Raw genomic sequence first — 22,383 nt, forward strand, 5'->3', positions numbered from 1 at the left:
GAAAGTTCCAATCTCTTTTGCAAACTTTGGTTGCAGCGTTGGCTTTTTGCGGTTTGCAAATGTGCTTGCAAGTGTTTGTTGGCAGCATTATATCTTATTGTTGACTCTTAAAAAATTTAGCAACCTCAGAAGTATTTCTCTTTCATCATTATATTTTAATTCGAAATTTTCCTTGATTAAATCTTCAAAGTTTATCGCAAACTTTTCATTCAATGCAAAGTCAAGAATTTCTTTAAGCAATTCATTGGGTATCTTTTGAATTACATTATTTTCAATAGAAGATTTTATTTCATCATGTTTAGCATCAAAATAATGAGAGAGGATATCGTAATAGATGATTTTGTTCAAAAATTCCATTGTAATTTTATTCGTGTTTAATCCTTTATACAATTCTGACAAACAACGCGATATCGAATAAGGAATAAACGTAACATAACTGCTGTCTTCATCAAAATTTCTTTCTTCCTCATAATGTATATCTCCAAACGAAGTCAACCAATTGCGTTGCAAATCAAAAATCTTACTTAACAGCCAATGATAGTTGGTTGGATATTCTTTGCTGGCATTTTCTTCCGTTACAATAGCATTATTAATCATTCGCGACACCATACCGGAATAAATGGTTTGCATATTTTTGTATCGTTTCGAAACTTTAGAAATGTCAATCCTGTTTTCAATAGCAGATGAGTACATCAATCCAATGAAACGAATGTGATAGTATACTGGTAAATCAAAGCCTTCATCTTCACTAATTCGAGGATGATAATGTTCCTGATTATAAATACTTTCTTTGCCGTATTCCGACTGCAAATGGTTTGAAACATGGTCGGTAAAAACCATCAGGATACCGTTATGAATAGATTGCTTTATGTTGTCTTTTATTACCGTATTTAAAAATGGCTTATCATTAAGCAAACTGTAACTGTTCCAATGTTCTTTAATTTCAGCATAATATGCCGAATTTGGATTTTCTAAGAACAGGCGAAAGATTGATTGAAAATCATTCTCGGAATTGAACTTCTCCCAAAATTGCAAAAGATAAGCAGGCTTTCTTTCAATTATATTTTTTAAAAATACGGGTTGAAGAAAAATTGTTTTATAATGTTCCCAATTATCAGCAATCTGTTGGGCTGTTGTATATTTTGTAAACAGTTTAAAAAAATCATCAAAAGGTTTTTCGTACAGCAATTCTTTATAGTAACGCAATATTTTATCATTGAAATTGTTGTTATTAGGCTTAGCAAACAAGCGAAAAAGCATCCACAGAAAGGATGTGTAGAATAAGACAAAGGCAATGTTTTCAGGGTCAAAACCCCATGAAAAGGTGTACTTTCCAAAACAACTCCATCGTTGAACTATTTTTTCAAAAAAGAGCAAATAGGGAATAATAGCAATGTTAATGATAACAAATAAATATCTTTCAAACCGGCTGGTGCTAAGAAAACGGAGAAATAAATCATCCTTCGGCAATAAAGCAAATATTGCCGTAAATACTGTAATTACTGTTAACCAGCCATTAATGTCCATTATCCAATTTTTATTTTTGCATACTCCTCCTCACTCAACCAAAAATCTCTGTCAATTATTTTCACTTCATCATAAGTGAGTTCATACAATTTGTAAACCAGCACATCTATTTCTTTTTCCAAGGCAGTGGTGTCTTGGTTTGATTTTTTCCTTTTCAGAATTTCATCTACCAATTTTTCTATTTGCTTTTGTTTTAAATTCTTTGGAAAAGGAAGCTGCTTTATCTCATATCCCATTACATGATTATTGGTCGAGGTTTTTCTAAAGAACCAATCCAGCAACTTTGAATTAAGTAATGCTAAACATGATGAATTCAGTGACTCATCATTCAATAGAATCTTATTTGCAGTGTTTCCGAATAGAAATTTTTCATTCTTATCCGTTAAGCAGGCATGTAATCGGTATTTATCAGTTGTTCCTGTAATTTGTTGCAATACAATAAAAGTATGTTCTTCATTCTCTTTTACTTTTTCTTTCCTGAAATTCTTATTTACATATTCATCAACCGAATTAAGAAGCTGATATTTATGGATATTTCTTCCACGATAAAGTTTTACTTCAGTTTTGTTTTCTGAAAATTCATTTGCACTGGTTGTTAAGTTTAAGTCACCTTGACTGATTGATTGTATGTATTTGCTTAAAGGTATTGTGTTGCTTGATATTCTATTGAGAACTTTAGAATCTCCTTCCGAAATAAGAGGAATATAATTTGTATCAGGATAAAGTTGCAATAAGGAAAGTTGATTTACCTTTTCGAACTTTGGGTTTGCTATTGTTGAAGTATCATTATGAATTGAAATTGATAGTTTATGGTCTTTATTCGGAATGCGTTTAGTGAAAATATAGGTGCATGTTCCTTGTAAAACGGAATCAAAAACCTGAGCTTCCGAATTAGATGCACTTTTAGGATATTCCAAAACCTTTTCAACTTCTGTTTTGGTTAGAAGAAGTTCTCTTGTGTATGTTGATGACAAGTCGCACATTAAACTACTTTGAACAATCATAGTAGCTGTTCCATTTTTTTTGAGGTTATTGTAAGAAGCTTCAACAAATACTTTGTAAAGATTTTGTTTGCCTTTGTCCTTTCCTTCTGAATAAGGGAAAGTATTTTGACTATAAATTCCCTTTTGCATCTGCACATAAGGCGGATTCCCAATCACCACATCAAATCCCTTGTCAATACCAAACATCCATGTGGGTGAAAAAAAACTGCTTGGCTTGCTATCGTCAAACGGGTCCCAGTCTTTTATCTTTAGAGCAATCTGTTTTAGCAACAGGTCGCTGTCGGCTTCAATGTTTGCAATTACTTTATCTCTCTCCGTAAAGTAATCTTTTTTCAGTTTTTCTTTTTCGGTGCTTGCCAATGCCGGTGTAAAAAATTGTTTCCTCAACTCTTCAAGGTCTTTCAGTTGCCTTACCAGTTTTTGTGTGAACCCTTCGTGCAGTGTGCCTTTGCTTTCCTGTATAAAAGCATCCAACCCTAAATCAATCAAACTATTTGCACATACAAATTTAAAATCAAGGTTGGGCAATGGCTTCACGCCAAAATTGTGCACGGGGTCTTTCGGGTTGTAGTTTTCTTCCAGCACCAAACTCAACCAGGCCCTCAATCGTGCAATCTCAATGGCCATCGGCATAATGTCCACTCCGTAAATGTTCTGGCTTAGGATGTCTTTCTTTAGTTCGTAACTGCTCTTTACCGTTCCCAACACTTCATGCAACTCTACCAGCTTGTGCAATATGCCCATGGGGAATGCACCGGAACCACAGGCAGGATCTAGTATTTTTATCTGCTCCAAAAATTGAAGCAACAACGTTTTTTCTTCTTTCTTTAGATGCCCTGCATCGGTGTTGGCCGTAAACAGCGGCTCAATGGCTTTTTCAATTTTGGCTTTTTCCTCTGCTTTCAGCTCATAGCGTTTTATTTCAATGGCTAATTGATGGGGTTTCTTGTTTCCGAAAATGCCAGCAAGCGGTTCGGGATTGTTCAAGTGTTTGCTTTTCTCCTCAATGATGTGCTGCTCCCATTTGGTTTGCAAATACGCCTTGATGCTTTCGTTCACCATGTAGTCCACAATTTCCCGTGGGGTATAAAAAGCACCAAATGCCTTGCGTTGGTTGGCAAGCTTTTCGGTTTCTTCGTTTTGGCTGGCCAGCAGGTTTTCAAAAATCCGTCCTAGCATTTCGGGGTCAACTGCCGCCTGCTGATACTGGCTGCTGCTTTCATCCACCGTAAAATCGTAGCTCTCCAAAATTTCTACAAAGGGTAACAGCCATTTATCCAAATCCAGTTTTGTAAAAAGTTTGTCTTCCTCGCTTTCGTCAAACAAACCGCCGTTCAGGTAAGGGATGTTTTTAAAGGCAGGATGTTGGGCAATGAATGTCGCATCTCTGTCCTGCACCTTGGTGTTTAGTGTTTGAAAGAAGAGCCTGAGTAAAACGGTTTGATAATAATTCTCCGTTTTTTCAATGACTGCTTTCCCAATCAGCGAATGGGCAATAATGCCTTTCTCTTTCAGAAACCAGCAGAAAATATATCTGCCAATTAAACGTACCGTAAATTGTTTTACCTGGTTTTCGGTTCCCGTGTTGTGTTGTATTTTTACAATACCCAATAAGGCATCAAAGCGTTCTTTAATTTGTTTGTAGAACTCTTTGTTTACTTCCTTAATGTCAAGCGATTTCCAGAGCAGGTCGGCAATTTCAGGTTTTGATTTTGTGCCGATGCCCTGCCACGACTGAATAATCTTATTGTATTGTGTATTGGTTAAGCGGTTACGAAACGATACAATTCTTTTCTGCTCACCCTGATTGAAAATTAATACCAACTTGTCGTAATCTGGTGTGGTTACAAAGTGAATGAAGTAAGGTTGTGTAGGAATGAAACCTGTTCCATTCTGCGAAGTCAGTCCTTTGATGAATGACTGGTAACTGCTCAGCCCTGGGTCGTTGTCCACCAACTGGCTGATATACTCTTTCTTCAATTTTTTTAATACAGCAAAGCGTACACGGATATTCTGATTATCGGCTGAAATTCTATAAAGTTGCGGTTGCACTGTTTGCGGTGCGGTTGCCAAAAAATCTTTCAGCTTTTGTGTTTGCGGTGAAAGCAGTTGCGGTTTATTTCCTGTGTTGGGTTCAATATTCATCCATTGCAGCAAGGTAAAAGCAAACTCCAACACATTATCTCGTGAAGGATTTTCAGCCAGTTGAGCTAATTTTTTATTGATGTCGTTAATCGTCATTATTACTTTTTATTATAATCTTGAAGGGATTGAATGTTTATAGATAAATCGTATCATATTTTGATACGACCCCAACGGGGTCGAATACCTTTCACTTTTCAGTCTATAAACATTTGAATCCTTCGGATTCATTATTCTATCCATTCAAATAAATATTCGTTTTTAAAATCAACTTCAAACTTCTTTAAAAAATCTACATATTCATCCTTGAATGATTTTGTTTTGTGGTGTTCTTTCTGATTTTTTACATATGTTATTACATTATCCAAAGACGAATGCGAATAAGAGAATGCTCCGTAACCTTCTTGCCACTGAAAATTATTTTTAGTGAACTTCTTTTCTTTTATGAACTCATTGCTTGCTTTTTTTACCTCCCTAACTAAATCAGACAAACAACACGATGGCTTCATGCCAATTAAAAAATGAATGTGGTCAGGCATTCCATTAATAGCTAGCATTTTTTGTTCTTTGTTTCTTATAATACCGGATATGTATTTAAACAATTCTTCTTCCCATTCTGGCCTAATCAGACTATCTCTACCTTTTACGGCAAAAACTATTTGAATGTAAATTTGTGAAAATGTTCCAGCCATATTTTTACACGAAAATTTGTATGATTTCACTAAGCGGTGCTTTTTCAGTTTTTTCTTCGGGCTTGTATTGGTTTGCAAGTGAAATAAATTGTTTGATGATTTCATCCGACACATGTTTGTTTCTGCGATTCAAACGATTTACCAGTCGCACCAACTTCAAATTTTCTTTATTGATGTATGCGTTTTGCGAATGCAAAACAGAATTGCTCACCTTGTCAATTTCTGAAACTGCATAACCGTATTCCATCATTTTGTTTATCACAAATGCAATAGCTGCCTGTTGCGGTTGGTTGTATCGCACCTGATGTTCTTCTTCCGAAAACTGATAGCGTTGTATAAAATCCAAAATATATGCTTCTGTTTCTGGTTTGTGTTTAAATTTATCGGCAAAGCGTTCATTTTGCTCACTTGTGGCCTTAATGTGAAGCAAACCTTCGGTTGTGGTCATCAATTCACCAATTTTGTCTTTGCTGAACGCAACAAAATACCCAGCTTCAAAAGATTCTTCCTCACCTGCTGCCAAATGCGCTAAATGAATAAAATCATCTTCCTCTTTTCGCATCTGCACTTTGCCCCATTTGCCTTTAGGCATATTTTTTATTTGCTCTTTGTATTGCAGTGTATATTCTTCGTTTCGGTCAAATGTTCTCAGGTCGTCCATGAATAAATCTTCGGCAGCCAACAGTTCCGATGTTTCAAAGATTTTCTGAAAAGCAGCCAGCCGTTTCTTTTCATCACGGCTGTAAAGGTCTTCGGTAAAATCCTGCGGAATAGGTTCTTCATCCAGCACACTTTGGTCACTGCCAATAGTGTAACGAATGAGATTGATTTTGTCTTGTAGTTTGCGTACTAATTGCAGATAACTTTCCAATTGTTCCTCAGGTCTGAAATTGTAGATAAAAATTTCTTCGTGAACTGTTCCTAATCGGTTTATTCTTCCGTTGCGTTGTATCATGCGAACAGGATTCCAATGCAAATCGTAATTCACAATCATTCCGCAGTCCTGCAGGTTTTGTCCTTCCGAAAGTTTATCGGTTGCAATCAGGTAATTGATTTCTTTTTCTCCGTCTTTGAGTTGATACTTTTTTGAAACAGGTGCAAAGCGTTTGGCGAAATCTTCTATTTCACTTTTTGAACCCAATGCAAATTCAATGTTTTTCCCTTTAACCAAATAACCGGGAAGGTTTTCAGAAAGGTATTTCAACGTATCAGCAAAGTAGGTGAACACCAAAACTTTTCTATCCTCATTCTGATTGAGATGCTTTGCCAACTCCTGAATCTTATCATCTTTGTCAATAAGCAATTTGATTTGCTCTTTAAGGATGCTGATTACAGAAAGGTCTTTGTCAATATCGGCTTTCAGTTGTGCAACGTTGAACACACCTTCGTCTGCAACAATGGTTACAAATTCCTGTTCGCTGTTTTCAAAATCTTCAATGTCAAAATCCAATTCATCTTCATCCGCATTTTCCTCGTTGTAAGCTTCAATGGCTTTATTCAATGCTGAAAGATTTTTTACTGAAATAATTTTATTGAACTGTTCCAGTTTGGTTTTAAAATCTTTCAATTTGGTTTCATAACTGCCGATTGATTTACTGATGCTGAACAAAGAAGATTCAAGCCGCTTTAAAAAAACGGTTCTGAAAATGCCATAGATACCAATTTGTCTGCTGAGTTCACGGTTCTCATCTGCATTTAATTCTAAGTCGCCTCTGCGCCTTCCATAATAGGCATGTCTGTATATGTTATACCTGTAACACGGGAAACCCAAACTCAGTAATGCGGTGTAAATGATTTCAAGTGATGAATGAATAGGTGTTGTCCGTTCCGTGTAGTTGTCAAACAAGTCAAGGGGATGAGCAAGAAATTCTAATTCAGCCAAACTGTTTATCTCGTAGTTGAATGCTTTTGTGAGCAGAGCATCTTTCTCAGCCAATTTTTGTAATGCCGATTTGAATTGGTTCTGAACTTTGTATTCCAGATTGTTTGGTGTTGATTTCGGAAATTTTTGAAGTTTCCCGTTTATCTCCAAACCATCGGGATATTCTTTTTCAATTCCTTGTCTTGTCCGTCTTACAATAAAGCGATTGAGCAACGGAGTAAGCTGTTCTTTGATTTGCTGGTAATTGATAAATCCGCTTTCCCGGATTTGCCTTCTCATGTCGGTTTGTAACAGTTCAAGGCGTTCTTTCAGCGTAAAATACTTTTGTCTGTTGCGGTCGTAGAATTTACCCAACTTAAAAATATCACCACCCGAACCCAACATGATTTGATTGGTAAGGTCGGCTAACTGGTTGTTGATTGGTGTTGCTGTAAGCAACAATGTTTTGGCATTTTCATTTTCTTGTCGCCATTTGATGAACACATCAAAGCGTTGTCCGCCAGATGCTCTCAGGTTGTGGCTTTCATCAAATACAAATAAACCAACAGGAATAGATTGCAGGTTTTCACGAACATTATTTATTTTTTCCGTGTCCTGCAAACTGTAAATTTCAGGAATGTGAATCACCTTGAAATCATCAAAAGCTTTTCTCCATTGGGGTATCAGACCTGCTGGTGCTATCACAACCACTCGTTGATTCATGTTCTGTTTGTAATACTCAATTACTTTAATGGCAGTGTACGTTTTTCCCAAACCAACAGAATCGGAAAGCATGGCAACGCCCTGGCGTTCCAATTTCTTTATTAAACTGTTTGCATTTTGAATTTGAAATTTCAACAGTTGTGGTTTACCTGATGCCGGGTCGTCAATGTCAACTTTATTTTCTTTCTCGTCTTGCAAATCTTGTCCGTAAATACGATATAAGGCATGTATATACATTTCATATGCACTGAAACAGATGTCTCCGTGCTTGCTTAACGCAAGAATTTCTTCTTTGAAAGTTTTTGCCCAATCCTCGCTATCGTTCCAAAGTTCTTCAAACCATGTTCGGTGCGATGGATGCTGCGTTAAATTCTTGCGAAGAAAATTTACGGTTGCATTGTTGTCCTCAAACTGATTCAATTCAAGATTGCCAAACATTCCCTGCTCGGTGAAATTGGAACTGCCGATAATGCCAACGGCATTTTCTTCATCAGTTCCAAAAATGTAGCACTTTGCATGAAGGAAATTTTTTCGATAAACTTTGATTTGAATTTTATCTGTGTTGTTTACATTCATGTATTTGCCTAACAGGTCGGCAACTTTTTGAAACTCCTCTTTTAGCTGTAAGTCCTCTAAATCTTTTTTCAAATATTTTTCAGGAAAGTCCGGGTCTTGTTGTGCAGGTTTCTTTACCTGATATGCTTTTACTGATGGTTCTTCGCCTAATATCAGTCTGAATTTAATATTGTCTCGTTCTAAAAATTGATTTAGTTCTGTAAGTATTGTTACCATACCTGGCAAATCCCAATATCCCGTTGCAATTGAAATTTGAGAAAAAGAATTGTCTTGTATTAGTTCTTTTAATACACTCCCAAGCTGATACTCGTTTGATGAATTGTCTATGAGTTTAATTCCTTTCTTCATTTCTTCAATTTCTTTTTTAGGATGTTCAAAGCATCGGGAGCTAATTCCTTTTCGTCACCTACAACATTTTCCAACTTGTCTGCTAGCCAAAGTGTTAGCAGTTCGTCTTCGTTTGCCTTCAAGAATTTGGCTATTTCAATCACCTGTTGTTTTGAAGCGTTTCTCTCGCCTGTTTCAATTTTACTTATTAAGGCAGTGTCCACTTCAAGATGAGCAGCAACCTGTCTTAAAAGCAGATTTTGCTTCTCTCTAAGTTCTCTTATTTTTTGTCCCAAGTGCTTCACGTTACTTGTATTATTGTTGGCTTGTCAGAATTTGTCAAATGTAGCAATTATTTCCTGTCCGTTTACCGTGCGGTGGATATATTTTGCTCTTTTGGTTTTGTGAAGGGTTGGGCTTTTGTTTCGGGCAAAACTAAATGTGCAAAATGCGGGTGGAAAAAATTTTAAAACTTTTGCGTTGGATAGTGTGTCGCCAAGTCAGCTTGCTGGTCTGTGTCGAGTTACAGCGAAATTGTCTGCTTTTATCTGTATTGTTTTCTATATTAATGCCGCTTGGTGTTTTACTTACAATAGTAAAAACCTGAAATGCCGCATTAGCCTGTTGCATTCGGGGAATATCAACATGCCCGTCTTTACTGCGGTGTAATAAATTCCTATCCCATAATAAAGTATCGCAATGTAAATCGGCAATAAATGGAATGGAATCGTACCAACTTACCGGTTGTATTACATTATTCCGGTGAATGGTTTTATTCATAGAACGATCTACAATGCCCGGAGTAAACACAAAAAATGCTATAAGGATGAGTATGATGAGAATAATAATACCGTATACAATTTTCATTGTTTAAAATTTATGGATAAAAACACAAGTACTGTTTTTAAATATAATCAAAGTTCAATAAAATACCTAAGTTGTTTATTTGAAATGATTTAAATTGTTTTGAATTTTTATACGATAAATAAATGATTGCATAAACTTGTAATGGATATTTGAAGCAAATAGATGAATTTTGTAATTCATCAATACTTTATGTAACAATCAAATTAATGTAAAAACTACTACCTATATGCAACTCAATGAAGATTTTCAAAAAATATACCAACAATTAAATGATGAGCAAAAGAAAGCGGTAGATCAAATAGAAGGCCCTGTAATGGTCATTGCCGGGCCTGGCACAGGGAAAACACAAATTTTATCGGCACGAATAGGAAAAATTTTGTTGGAAACCGATACACTGCCCGAAAATATTCTTTGCTTAACTTATACTGATGCCGGTGTTGTTGCCATGCGTAAACGCCTCATGAGTTTTATTGGGCCCGATGCTTATAAAGTGAACATTTATACCTTCCATGCCTTTTGTAATGATATTATTCAGGAAAATCTCTCCATGTTCGAAAAAACAGTACTCGATCCAATTTCTGATTTGGAGCTTACTGCATTGCTTAAACAACTCATTGATACTTTTCCCAAGAATCATCCGCTCAAACGTTACAGGGGTGATGTATATTTTGAAATAGAAAACCTGCAGAAATTATTCAGCACCATGAAAAAAGAAGGGTGGACACCTGAATATATCCTTTCTGCTATTGATGCTTATTTGAATGATTTGCCCAATCGTGAAGAATTTATTTATAAAAGAAAAACCGGCCGTAATAATCCGGGCGATTTAAAAGAAAAACAAATACACGAAGAAAAAGAAAAAATGGAAAAACTCCGTGCTGGCGTGCAGGAATTTGACCGTTTTCAGGCAATGATGAAACAAAACAACCGCTACGATTTTGATGATATGATTAACTGGGTAATTCAGGCATTTGAACAAAACCCGGGTTTATTGTTAAAATATCAGGAGCAGTTTTTATATATTTTGGTAGATGAATACCAGGATACCAGCGGTACACAGAATAAGCTGGTACAATTGCTCATTAATTATTGGGAAGAACCCAATGTTTTTGTGGTGGGCGATGATGATCAAAGTATTTACCGTTTTCAGGGTGCTAATATCGAAAACATGTTCACGTTTGCACAACAATACCAAAATAGTTTAGAAAAGATTGTGCTCACAAAAAATTATCGTTCCATTCAACCTATTTTGAATACTGCTAAATCTGTGATTGATCGCAATGAAGAGCGTTTGGTAAAACACATGGAAGGGTTATCAAAAGAGTTATCTGCCGCTAATCCTCATATTAGTGAAATGAAGCAACCGCCCGTTGTGCAGGAATACGATAATCAACAGGCAGAAATGATAGGCATTACGCTTCAAATTGAGGCCCTTTTACAACAAGGAATTGCACCCGGAAAGATTGCGATAATTTATAAAGAACACAAATTTGGAGAAGAACTGGCTAAATATTGCACTGTTAAAAATATTCCTGTTTTTACCAAAAAGCATGTCAATATTTTCACCATTCCTTTAGCAAAAAAAATACTCTTGCTATTAGAGTATTTAGCTGCTGAACACGATGCACCTTATGGGGGCGATGAAATGTTATTTGAAATTTTGCATTTTAACTGGTTTCAAATTCCACCCATTGAAATTGCAGCACTCTCTGTTGAAGTGGCCGATTTGAAATACACTACAAAAAAAACATCCATCCGAAAATTATTATACGATAAAGCCAATGCACCTGCCAAAGATTTATTTACTGAATCACTGCTTCCTGCTTTAAAAGAAGCTTCTTTCATCATCGAAAAACTGATTGCTGCTGTACCCAATGTTACCCTGCAACATTTATTTGAAAAAGTAATTTCCGAAACAGGTATTATACAACACATCATGCAGCAACCCGATAAGTTTTATGCATTGCAGGTACTCACCGCTTTATTCGATTTTGTGAAAGAAGAAACCCGCCGCAATCCTTTTTTATCACTAAAAGAATTTGTATCTCTCATTCAATTAATGCAAAGCGAAAAAATTCCATTGCCCTTAGTACAGGTGAACGGAAACGATAAAGGCGTTAACTTTTTAACAGCGCACGGTTCTAAAGGGCTGGAGTTTACTTATGTATTTTTTGCAGGTTGTAATGCATCTTTCTGGGAAAAAAAGCGCAAACAAAGTGATGGGTACAGTTTTCCCGATACCCTTTTTGCTTCTACTCCTAAGCATAAAGAGGAAGAAGAATTGCGCCGCTTATTTTATGTAGCACTTACCCGGGCAGAACAATATTTAACGGTAAGCTATGCGGCATTTAAAAATGATGGCAAATACCTTGAACCTTCTATGTTTATTGCCGAAATGATGGAGCACAATGGTGTAACCATTGAAAAGAAAACCTTGGATGCGGCAACTATCGCCGATTTTCAGGCGCTTAGTTTTGCCAATACTGCTGCACCTGAAATTGATAAATTAGAAACCGATGTGATCAATCGCCTGCTCGAAAAATTTGTAATGAATGTTACGGCATTGAATAATTATTTAAAATGTCCGCTGGAGTTTTATTATAAAAATTTAATTCGAATTCCTTCACCTAAAAATGAATCAACCGAATTTGGTTCAGCGGTTCACTATGCACTGGAAAAATTGTTTAAAAAAATGAAGGAAGATCCCAATAACCAATTCCCTCCATTGGAAGAATTTATTTCCGATTTTGAATGGTACATGCACCGCCATCGCGAAAGCTTTACTAAAGAGCAGTTTGAACGCCGGTTAGAATACGGCCAAATTGTATTAAGCAACTATTATCAGGAACATATTTTAACCTGGCATAAAATTGTAGTAGTAGAACATACCATCAAAAATATTGTCATCAATGGGGTACCGTTAAAAGGAAAATTAGATAAATTAGAATTTGATGGGAAATATGTAAATGTGGTAGATTATAAAACCGGCGATTATGAAAAAGCGCAAACAAAATTATTACCCCCGAACGATAAAAACGAATTGGGTGGCGATTACTGGCGACAAGCCGTTTTTTATAAAATTCTGGTAGATAACGATGCCACCAAAAATTGGGAAGTGGTTAGTACAGAATTCGATTTTGTTGAGCCTGATAAAAAAAACAATTACATCAAACAAAAACTGGTGATTGAACCCGAAGATGTAACCACCGTAAAACAACAAATTACCACCGTATGGGAAAAAATTCAGGCACATGATTTTTATACCGGCTGCGGCAGCACTGACTGTCATTGGTGTAATTTTGTGAAAGATAATCAATTAGCCATTGCTTTACACGAGCTGAATGAAGAGGAAACATAGATTTTATAGTTCTGTTAATCGGCTTTACCCATTTCTAAGCGTAAGTTTGCGCTTGCCGGTTCACTGCCATTTCGTTGTATAAAACAATAATTACATGCAAAAAATAATTGGATATTTCTTCATAGCTGCCTTGTTTATTCCCTTTACTTTTACGGGATGTGCTAATATTATTCCACCATCTGGCGGCCCAAGAGATACCATTCCACCTCATTTGGTAACCGCCGTACCCGATGATTCTATGTTGTATTTTAATACCAATAAAATTCTGCTAACTTTCGATGAATATATAGATGTAAAAGATGTACAAAAAAATTTAATTGTTTCCCCCAACCCTAAAAGTACCCCCATTATTGAAAATCATTTGAAAAATGTAACCATTAAATTAAAAGATACACTCCATCCCAATACTACCTATTCCATCAATTTTGGAAATGCTATTCGCGATGTAAATGAAGGAAATATTCTTAAAAATTTTATTTATGTATTCTCAACCGGTAATCATTTAGATACGTTTAGTTTCAGAGGCAAAGTATTACTGGCCGAGACCGGAAAAACCGATTCAACCCTAATTGTGGTTTTGCATGAAAATTTGAACGATACAGCCGTGGTAAAAGATGCACCTAAATACTATGCTCGTGTAAGTGGCAACGGCAATTTTGTATTTCATTTTTTACCTGCCAAAACATTTGCAGCCTATGTATTGCCCGATGATTACAGTAAACGTTATGATGATTCAACCAAAATGTTTGCTTTTCTCGATTCAAATATTGCTGTAGGTACGCATACACCTATGGTTACTTTCTATGCATTTGAGGCAGCAAAGAAAAAAGAAAAAACAGCTAAACCCAATGTGCCACCTGCTGCTAAACTCAGCAAAAACAAAGAACGGAATGAAGAGCAGAAGCGGCTGCGCTTTAGCATTAACTTCGACAATGGTAAACAGGATTTATTAAACCCGGCACTTCAAATTAAATTCAATACACCTTTAGATACGCTCAACACTGCGGCAGTGGAGTTGTTAGATACCTTGTTTAAACCTGTAAAAGGTTATACTGTTCAGTTAGATAGTACCAAAACCATTTGTAGTATTACTTATTCTTGGAAAGAGGCTGAACATTTTGTATTGCTGCTTCAAAAAGATGCGGCGGTTGATACCAACCACCTGCAATTAGCCAAGACCGATACCATTCGCTTCACCACTAAAAACGAATCAGATTACGGCTCGCTGCGCATACGTTTCAATCATCTCGATTTGGCCAAACATCCGGTGTTACAAATGTTACAAAACAATACCATCGCTGAATCAATCCCCATTACTTCAAAAGAAATTTACAGAAAATTATACCGCCCCGGCGATTATGATTTGCGTATTCTTTACGATACCAACCAAAATGGCATTTGGGATACCGGTAATTTTAAAAAACACCTGCAACCTGAAATTGTATTCGATCTCGATAAAAAAATTGTGCTGAAAAATAATTGGGATAATGAGTATGAGTTGAATTTGTAAATGCCATTTTTGTTTTTACGCTTCAACAAAATGTGTTCCTTACTGCAAAACTTTATCTTTGCGCCATGCAGTTACCTTCCGGTTTATTAGAAAATGCAGTGGCGCAATTTGCCAAATTACCCGGCATAGGCAAAAAAACTGCCTTACGCTTAGTTCTGCATTTATTAAAACAAAACGAGAATGAGGTAACCGTTTTTGCCAATACCATTGCCAAAATGCGCCGCGAAATAAAATTTTGCCAACGCTGCTTCAATATCAGTGATGGCGATATTTGCAGCATTTGTGCCAATTCTATGCGCAACGCCGGGGTTATATGTGTAGTAGAAAATATTCGCGATGTAATAGCTATTGAAACCACACAACAGTTTAACGGAACGTATCATGTGTTAGGCGGCATTATATCGCCGTTAGATGGGGTTGGCCCCGATCAGCTTACCATACAGCCATTGGTGCACCGCTTGGAAACCGAACATACCGAAGAGTTGATTTTTGCATTAAACCCCACCATTCAGGGCGATACCACCATTTATTATATCCAAAAAAAAATACAGCACCTGCCCTGTAAAATTACTACCATTGCCCGTGGCATTGCTTTTGGCGGCGAGTTGGAATATGCCGATGAAATGACTTTGGCCCGCAGCTTAGCCAATCGCTTACCCATACAACAATATGTTAAAGGTTAGCTGACGGTAGTACAATAATTTTTTTAAAAATTTACAGCTCATTATTTTTAGGTAATTACACTGTTGGTAGCATATTGGTACAACATTTAAGTCATCTGTTGGTTATATATAAAATAAATAATACAATTCAGCAGTTTTACAAAAATTGAATACACACATGAAAAAAACATTGAAATATTTTTTAATTCTGGTAGTAGTAGTAGCCATTGCTGCTACCGGTTTTGTAGTGTATGTGTATAATAAACCACACAGAAATGTTGCTAAAGAAAAAGCAGTAACCCTTACTGCAGAACAATTATATCATGCGTTTAAAGACAATGAACAACAGGCCAATCAGCTATATTTAGATAAAGCCATTGAATTAACAGGTCGAATTGCACAAATTGCTACCAATCAGCAAGGCCAAACCGTTATCGATTTTAATACCGCCGATTCAATGGTAACCATTAATTGTACCTTTAAAAATAAGCCTGCTAATATTAAAGTTGGCGATTCTGTTCACTTTAAGGGCATTTGTACCGGCTATATCCCCGATATGAATGTGGTAATGAACAATGGCATTTTAGTAGAATAGATGTTTCAATCAATTACAGGCATCTGAAAACAATTCATAAAATAGTATAAAATCATCGCTTCATGTATACTAAACTTTCTCTTCTATTCCTTTTCTGCGTTTTAAGTGTTTCCTGCCTTCAGGCACAAAAATCGTTTGTTACCCGTAACGGGCAAATTAGTTTTGTAGCCACCAATGATGATGATGTAAGTGCTGTGAATAATGAAGTAGCCAGCCGTATCACTACTAACGGACAAATCACTTTTAGTCTGTTAATCAAAAGTTTCTTTTTTCAATATGCCGAAATGCAGGATCATTTCAACAGCGATTATCTGCAAAGCAATACCTATCCGCGTTCCGATTATAAAGGCAATATCACCAATATCCAATCCGTTAATTTTTCGAAAAACGGAATATATCCTGTTACCGTACAGGGTAATTTAACGCTGCATGGCATTACAAAACCCATCACCGTTCCCGGTACCATAGAAGTGGCAGACAATAAAATTATTGCCAAAGCCAGGTTTATATTGGTTTTGAGCGATTTTAACATTCATGCCGACAGGGTAGCCAAAAAAGTAGCCATTCAATTCAATTGCACCTGTCAATAATCTATTGCTACTAACATTTGTTTGTATTTTTTCCCGCTTACTTACCTTAACTTTGCAGCACTTCAGGTGGATTTGTTTATTGTTCGGCCTGTGCAAATTGAACTAATAAACGGTAAAAGCTGCTGCATTTTCTTCACAGTAACTCAATCGTTCAACAGTTCAAAATTTTTATGTTACCGGCTGCAGTAAGGCTATTGAACTGCCGTTGCGTCGCACACTGCATCGTTCAAAACACTGCTCAGCCAAACCGCTCCGCAACAAACATTCCACCATCGAAGTAAAGTTTGTTATAAAATGGCATGTGCACAGCACGCAAAACTTTATAACAATATTTATCCGGGTATCAAAAAAAAACAGATACAAAAATGAAATCAATTAAAGAATGTTTACAGGAACGCATATTAATCATCGATGGAGCCATGGGTACTATGATACAACGGCATCAATTACAGGAGGCCGATTACCGGGGCGAAAGATTTAAAGACTGGCCGGTAGATGTTAAGGGAAATAATGATTTGTTGTGTATTACCCAACCCGAGATTATTAAAAATATACACCGCCAATACCTGGAAGCCGGTGCAGATATTATTGAAACCAATACGTTCAGCAGTACGGCCATTGCCATGGCGGATTATAAAATGGAAGCGCTGGCTTATGAACTGAATGTTGCAGCCGCAAAATGTGCCCGCTCTGTAGCCAATGAGTTTACCGCCAAAAATCCCGATAAACCGCGCTTTGTTGCCGGTGCCATGGGGCCGCTGAACAAAACACTCAGCCTTTCGCCCGATGTCAATAATCCAGGTTTTCGTGCTGTTACCTTTGATGAGGTAATGCAAGCCTACTACGAACAGGTAAAAGGTTTGGTACATGGCGGCGTAGATGTATTGCTGATTGAAACCATTTTCGATACCCTGAATGCTAAAGCGGCCATATTTGCCATTAAAAAATATTTTCGCGACCATCAGCAACCGGAACTGCCCATTATGATCAGCGGTACCATTACCGATGCCAGTGGGCGCACTTTAAGCGGACAAACACTCGAGGCGTTTTATACCTCTGTTATGCATGCACAACCCTTAAGTGTTGGTTTAAATTGTGCATTGGGTGCAGCAGAAATGCGCAGCCATATTGAAGAGTTATCGCAAATTGCTGCCGCATACACCTCTGCCTATCCCAATGCCGGCTTGCCTAATGCCATGGGCGAATACGATGAACAACCTCACGAAACGGCACATTTTATTGAAGAATGGGCAAAACAGGGCTATGTAAACATTGTTGGAGGTTGCTGTGGTACCACGCCTGAACACATAAAACATATTGCCAATAATGTAAAAAATATAAAGCCGAGGCCGTTACCTGTTGTTGAAAATGAAATTGTATAATCCTATACTAAGTGTAAATTATTGTTATGAGTGAGCTAATTGTAATACATCCTTATTTGCGTTTAGCAGGACTGGAACCCTTAGTGGTGCGACCCGAAACCAATTTTGTGAATATTGGAGAGCGTACCAATGTAACCGGTTCAAAAAAATTTGCCCGGCTTATTCGCGAAAATAAATTTGAAGAAGCGCTTTCTGTTGCCCGGCAACAGGTTGAAAATGGTGCGCAGGTGTTGGATGTAAATATGGATGATGCCATGTTAGATGGCGTATTAGCCATGACAACATTTTTAAACCTGTTACAGGCAGAACCCGATATTGCCAAAATTCCCATCATGATCGATTCATCTAAGTTTGCAATTATTGAAGCAGGCTTAAAATGTGTACAGGGAAAATGCATCGTCAATTCTATCTCCCTGAAAGAGGGAGAAGAAAAATTTATTGAACAGGCCATCATTTGTAAATCATTTGGTGCAGCAGTGGTGGTCATGGCTTTTGATGAAGCAGGCCAGGCCGATACCCTGCAACGCAAAGTAGAAATTTGTAAACGTGGTTATCAAATTCTTACAGAAAAAGTGCATTACCAGCCTCAGGATATCATTTTCGATCCAAATATTTTCGCCATTGCTACCGGTATTGAGGAACACAATAATTATGCAGTAGATTTTATAGAAGCTACCCGGCAAATAAAACAACTGATGCCAATGGCTAAGGTGAGTGGCGGTGTATCTAATGTGTCATTTTCTTTTAGAGGTAATGATGTAGTACGCGAAGCCATACATGCCGTATTCCTGTATTATGCTATTCAGGCAGGTATGGATATGGGTATCGTCAATGCAGGGCAATTAGCTGTGTACGATGAAATTGAACCTACATTAAGACAGTTATGTGAAGATGTGGTACTGAACCGGAATAATGACAACAACCAGGCTACCGAAGCCTTGATTGCTTATGCCGAAACTGTAAAAAGTAAAGGGAAAACAATTGTTAAAGATGAAGCCTGGCGCAATGCCCCTGTTGAAGAACGCCTGAAACATGCACTTGTAAACGGCATTACCGATTATATTGATGTAGATACTGAAGAGGCTCGCTTACAATATTCGCAGCCTTTAGATGTAATTGAAGGCCCTTTAATGGATGGCATGAATGTAGTGGGCGATTTATTTGGCGCCGGTAAAATGTTTTTACCACAGGTGGTTAAAAGTGCCAGAGTAATGAAAAAAAGTGTGGCCATATTAACGCCTTATATTGAAGCGGAGAAGGAAGTTCGTAAACAGGCACATTTGGCAGCAGGCACCGAAAATACAGAAGCAGCAGGTGCGGCAAAAATATTGCTGGCCACCGTAAAAGGTGATGTACACGATATTGGTAAAAATATTGTAGGTGTGGTATTGGGCTGTAATGGTTATGATGTAATTGACTTAGGCGTGATGGTGCCCACCGATAAAATTTTAGATACCGCTATTAAAGAAAAGGTAGATATTATTGGTTTGAGTGGATTAATCACTCCTTCACTCGATGAAATGGTGCATGTAGCCAAAGAAATGAAACGCCGCAATATGCAGCAGCCATTGCTGATTGGAGGTGCCACTACTTCACGCATACATACTGCCGTTAAAATTGCACAGGAATATCCAAATGGCGTAGTGCATGTGTTAGATGCTTCCAGAAGTGTAACAGTAGCAGGCGCTTTATTAAGTGCAGAACAAAAAGATGCTTTTTTACAACAAACTGCTGCTGAGTACCATAAATTACGTGAATCATTCTTAAATAAAAAGCCCGTAAAACAATACATCAGCTATCAGGAAGCGCTGACACATAAAACCAAAATAGATTGGAACAATTATACTGCTATTACTCCAAAATTTATAGGCAATAAAGTTTTTGATGATTTTCCTTTAAATGAATTAAGGCCTTTTATTGATTGGAAACCCTTTTTTATCGCATGGGAAATGCACGGAAACTTTCCGGATATTTTAACCGATGAAGTGGTGGGCGTAGAAGCTTCAAAATTGTATAAAGATGCCAATGCCTTATTAGATAAAATTATTCAGGAAAAATGGCTTACAGCAAAAGGCACCATTGGGTTTTATAAAGCCGGTAGCCATAACGATACCCTGTTGGTGCAGCATGGTAATGAAACCTACCGGTTAGAATGCTTGCGTCAACAGGTAAAAAAAGCTGCCGATCAGCCCAACTTATCATTGGCCGACTTCGTAAAACCTGCCAATTCAATCAATGAAGCAAATGATTATATAGGTGCATTTGCCGTTGCCATTCATGGTATTGAAAAACATATTAAAAAGTTTGAGCAGCAATACGATGATTATAATAAGATCATGTTACAGGCATTGGCCGACAGACTGGCTGAAGCTTTTGCAGAATGTTTGCATTATAAAGTTAGAACCAACTATTGGGGTTATGCTTCTAATGAACAGCTGAGCAATGATGATTTAATTCATGAAAAATACCAGGGTATTCGCCCGGCACCGGGTTATCCTGCCTGCCCCGACCATACCGAAAAATATAAGTTGTTTGCTTTGCTCAATGCTACTGAAACAACCGGCATACAATTAACCGAATCACTGGCAATGTATCCGGGAGCAGCAGTTTGTGGCTGGTATTTTTCGCATCCGCAAAGCCAGTATTTTGGTATTGGCAAAATTCAGCGCGATCAGTTGGAAGATTATGCACAACGTAAAAACTGGCCGTTGGAAGAAGCAGAAAAATGGCTAAGTCCGGTATTGGAATAGGTTGTACGCATTCAATTATGCTGCACAATGAATGAATATTAAAATTAATTGAATGCTGTAGCTGTAAAAAATTAGGCATATCTGCTGCATTTTGTATAGTTTCGCTCCCCGATAATCAAATTTTTTTATTATGTCATTAGTTGTTGTCGGTTCTATGGCTTTTGATGCCATTGAAACGCCTTTTGGAAAAAGCGATAAAATAGTAGGAGGTGCTGCCACTTATATAGCCTGGTGTGCCACTAATTTTACACCGGTTAAACAAATTTCTATAGTGGGGGGCGATTTTCCGGCAGAGGAATTGAGTGCTTTGAAAGCAAGAGGCGTTGATTTAGAAGGGGTGCAAATTAAAAAAGAGGAAAAATCTTTTTTTTGGAGTGGCCGCTATCATATGGATATGAACAGCCGCGATACATTAATTACCGAATTAAATGTACTCGCCAATTTTGAACCCAAAGTGCCCAAAAGTTATCAGGATTGCGAATTTTTAATGTTAGGAAATTTGGTACCATCTGTTCAGCGCAGTGTAATTGAACAATTACGCCAACGGCCAAAACTCATTGTAATGGATACCATGAATTTTTGGATGGATACCATGCCGGAAGAGCTGGAAAAAACCATTGCTATGGTAGATGTTTTGATGGTAAATGATAGTGAAGCCCGACAGTTAAGCGGTCAATATTCTTTAGTAAAAGCTGCAGCCACCATTTTAAGAATGGGCCCTAAATTTTTAGTGATTAAAAAAGGCGAACATGGTGCATTGTTGTTTCATGATAACAAAGTTTTCTTTGCTCCTGCATTGCCGTTAGAGGAAGTGTTTGACCCAACCGGTGCCGGCGATACTTTTGCTGGTGGCTTTATTGGTCACTTAGCCAAAACAAAAGATATTTCATTTGAAAATATGAAAACGGCAATTATTATTGGTTCGGCATTGGCCAGTTTTTGCGTAGAAAAATTTGGCACTGCCAAACTTCGTGAAATTTCAGCAAACGATATTACTGAGCGTATTGAAGAATTTGTACAATTGGTACACTTTGATATTAACCTGAAATAAAGGAAATTGAATGAAATGTATTTCGGCCTTTTTTATAAATCGCCCAATTGTGGCCTGATGATGATGTCTTCTACACAGGCTTGCGGTGATAAGTTTGCTGCTGAAAATATTAAATTGGCAATATCCTTTACTTCCATAATGCGTTGTGGGTCAATTCCACTGCCATACCAGCTTTCGGTATATACAGCGCCGGGCATTACAGCCGTTACTTTTACATGATGCGGTTTTAACTCTTCACGTAAATTTTTACTGAATCCCAATAAAGCAAATTTACTAATGCTATATGCTCCTCCGTTAGGATAGGCATTTAATGATGCAATTGAACAAATATTAAAAATATGTCCTTTTTTTTCTGATATCATTGCAGGGGCAATGATTCTGGTTAAATGATAAGCGCTAAAAAGATTTACCTGCATTAAATCCATCAGGGTACCTTCCGGTTCAGTTAAAATAGAGCCGGGCTTATATTGGCCGGTATTATTTACCAGAATATCCGGTGCGCCAATACCCAGGCACCAATCACCAAAAGCAGCTACTTCATTGTAATCAGACATATCCGTTGCCCTGAAATGAATAGTTGATTGCGGGTATTTTTGTTGCAATTCATCTGCTGTTGCCTCAAGTGTTACTGCATTTCTGGCACATAACAATAAGGTATACCCCTGCTCGGCAAATTTTCCTGCAATCGCTTTTCCCATTCCTTTTGAAGCGCCGGTAATAATGATATTCATGGTATTGCTGGTTAATTGGTAATAAATTCTGTTAC

The 22,383-nt window shown here is 37.3% G+C and carries 15 protein-coding genes; 8 read left to right on the forward strand and 7 right to left on the reverse strand.

Going from position 1 to position 22,383, the window contains the following annotated elements; all coding sequences use genetic code 11:
* Window positions 1-87: 87 nt before the first annotated feature.
* The 6 genes from AC3QLY_RS06850 to AC3QLY_RS06875 form a co-directional block, all read right to left on the reverse strand.
* Window positions 88-1,527 (reverse strand): hypothetical protein, encoded by a 1,440-nt coding sequence (locus AC3QLY_RS06850; RefSeq protein ID WP_492991088.1) that lies wholly within the window; start codon window positions 1,525-1,527, stop codon window positions 88-90.
* Window positions 1,527-4,772 (reverse strand): Eco57I restriction-modification methylase domain-containing protein, encoded by a 3,246-nt coding sequence (locus tag AC3QLY_RS06855; RefSeq protein WP_492991090.1) that lies wholly within the window; start codon window positions 4,770-4,772, stop codon window positions 1,527-1,529. The genes AC3QLY_RS06850 and AC3QLY_RS06855 overlap by 1 nt, the downstream gene beginning before the upstream one ends.
* Window positions 4,773-4,903: 131 nt before the next feature.
* Entirely contained in the window at window positions 4,904-5,365 is a 462-nt protein-coding gene (gene tnpA / locus AC3QLY_RS06860) for an IS200/IS605 family transposase (protein WP_492991092.1), read from the reverse strand.
* Window positions 5,366-5,369: 4 nt separating this feature from the next.
* The gene (locus AC3QLY_RS06865) at window positions 5,370-8,873 is read right to left on the reverse strand and encodes an SNF2-related protein (protein WP_492991094.1); all 3,504 of its coding nucleotides are present in this window, start codon (window positions 8,871-8,873) and stop codon (window positions 5,370-5,372) included.
* Window positions 8,870-9,157, reverse strand: coding sequence for a helix-turn-helix domain-containing protein (locus tag AC3QLY_RS06870; RefSeq protein ID WP_492991096.1), 288 nt, complete (start codon window positions 9,155-9,157; stop codon window positions 8,870-8,872). The genes AC3QLY_RS06865 and AC3QLY_RS06870 overlap by 4 nt, the downstream gene beginning before the upstream one ends.
* 130 nt (window positions 9,158-9,287) lie before the next feature.
* A complete protein-coding gene (locus AC3QLY_RS06875; protein WP_492991098.1) occupies window positions 9,288-9,719 on the reverse strand; it encodes a hypothetical protein in 432 nt (143 codons plus the stop codon).
* A 226-nt stretch (window positions 9,720-9,945) separates the two neighbouring features.
* On the opposite strand from AC3QLY_RS06875, the gene AC3QLY_RS06880 reads away from it, so the two are divergent.
* The 8 genes from AC3QLY_RS06880 (at window position 9,946) to AC3QLY_RS06915 (ending at window position 21,617) form a co-directional block, all read left to right on the forward strand.
* On the forward strand, window positions 9,946-13,077 hold the full coding sequence (locus AC3QLY_RS06880) for an ATP-dependent helicase (RefSeq protein ID WP_492991100.1): 3,132 nt from the start codon (window positions 9,946-9,948) through the stop codon (window positions 13,075-13,077).
* Window positions 13,078-13,171: 94 nt separating this feature from the next.
* On the forward strand, window positions 13,172-14,587 hold the full coding sequence (locus tag AC3QLY_RS06885) for an Ig-like domain-containing domain (protein ID WP_074420897.1): 1,416 nt from the start codon (window positions 13,172-13,174) through the stop codon (window positions 14,585-14,587).
* A 65-nt stretch (window positions 14,588-14,652) separates the two neighbouring features.
* The gene (gene recR / locus AC3QLY_RS06890) at window positions 14,653-15,270 is read left to right on the forward strand and encodes a recombination mediator RecR (RefSeq protein WP_074417417.1); all 618 of its coding nucleotides are present in this window, start codon (window positions 14,653-14,655) and stop codon (window positions 15,268-15,270) included.
* A gap of 157 nt (window positions 15,271-15,427) precedes the next feature.
* A complete protein-coding gene (locus AC3QLY_RS06895; RefSeq protein WP_074420896.1) occupies window positions 15,428-15,844 on the forward strand; it encodes an OB-fold protein in 417 nt (138 codons plus the stop codon).
* 62 nt (window positions 15,845-15,906) lie between these two features.
* Complete coding sequence (locus AC3QLY_RS06900; protein ID WP_074420895.1) at window positions 15,907-16,434, forward strand: YceI family protein; 528 nt, start codon at window positions 15,907-15,909, stop codon at window positions 16,432-16,434.
* A gap of 365 nt (window positions 16,435-16,799) precedes the next feature.
* Window positions 16,800-17,816: a homocysteine S-methyltransferase family protein gene (locus AC3QLY_RS06905; RefSeq protein WP_074420894.1), complete on the forward strand. Its 1,017-nt coding sequence runs from the start codon at window positions 16,800-16,802 to the stop codon at window positions 17,814-17,816.
* A 26-nt stretch (window positions 17,817-17,842) separates the two neighbouring features.
* The gene (metH, locus tag AC3QLY_RS06910; protein WP_074418469.1) at window positions 17,843-20,566 is read left to right on the forward strand and encodes a methionine synthase; all 2,724 of its coding nucleotides are present in this window, start codon (window positions 17,843-17,845) and stop codon (window positions 20,564-20,566) included.
* Between the two features lie 130 nt (window positions 20,567-20,696).
* Complete coding sequence (locus AC3QLY_RS06915) at window positions 20,697-21,617, forward strand: PfkB family carbohydrate kinase (RefSeq protein ID WP_074418468.1); 921 nt, start codon at window positions 20,697-20,699, stop codon at window positions 21,615-21,617.
* Window positions 21,618-21,649: 32 nt separating this feature from the next.
* Here the strand turns inward: AC3QLY_RS06915 and AC3QLY_RS06920 are convergent, their stop codons facing one another.
* Complete coding sequence (locus tag AC3QLY_RS06920; RefSeq protein WP_074418467.1) at window positions 21,650-22,348, reverse strand: SDR family oxidoreductase; 699 nt, start codon at window positions 22,346-22,348, stop codon at window positions 21,650-21,652.
* Window positions 22,349-22,383: the final 35 nt, after the last annotated feature.

This window comes from Hydrotalea sp. GW822-HT8A01 (genome assembly GCF_058798575.1).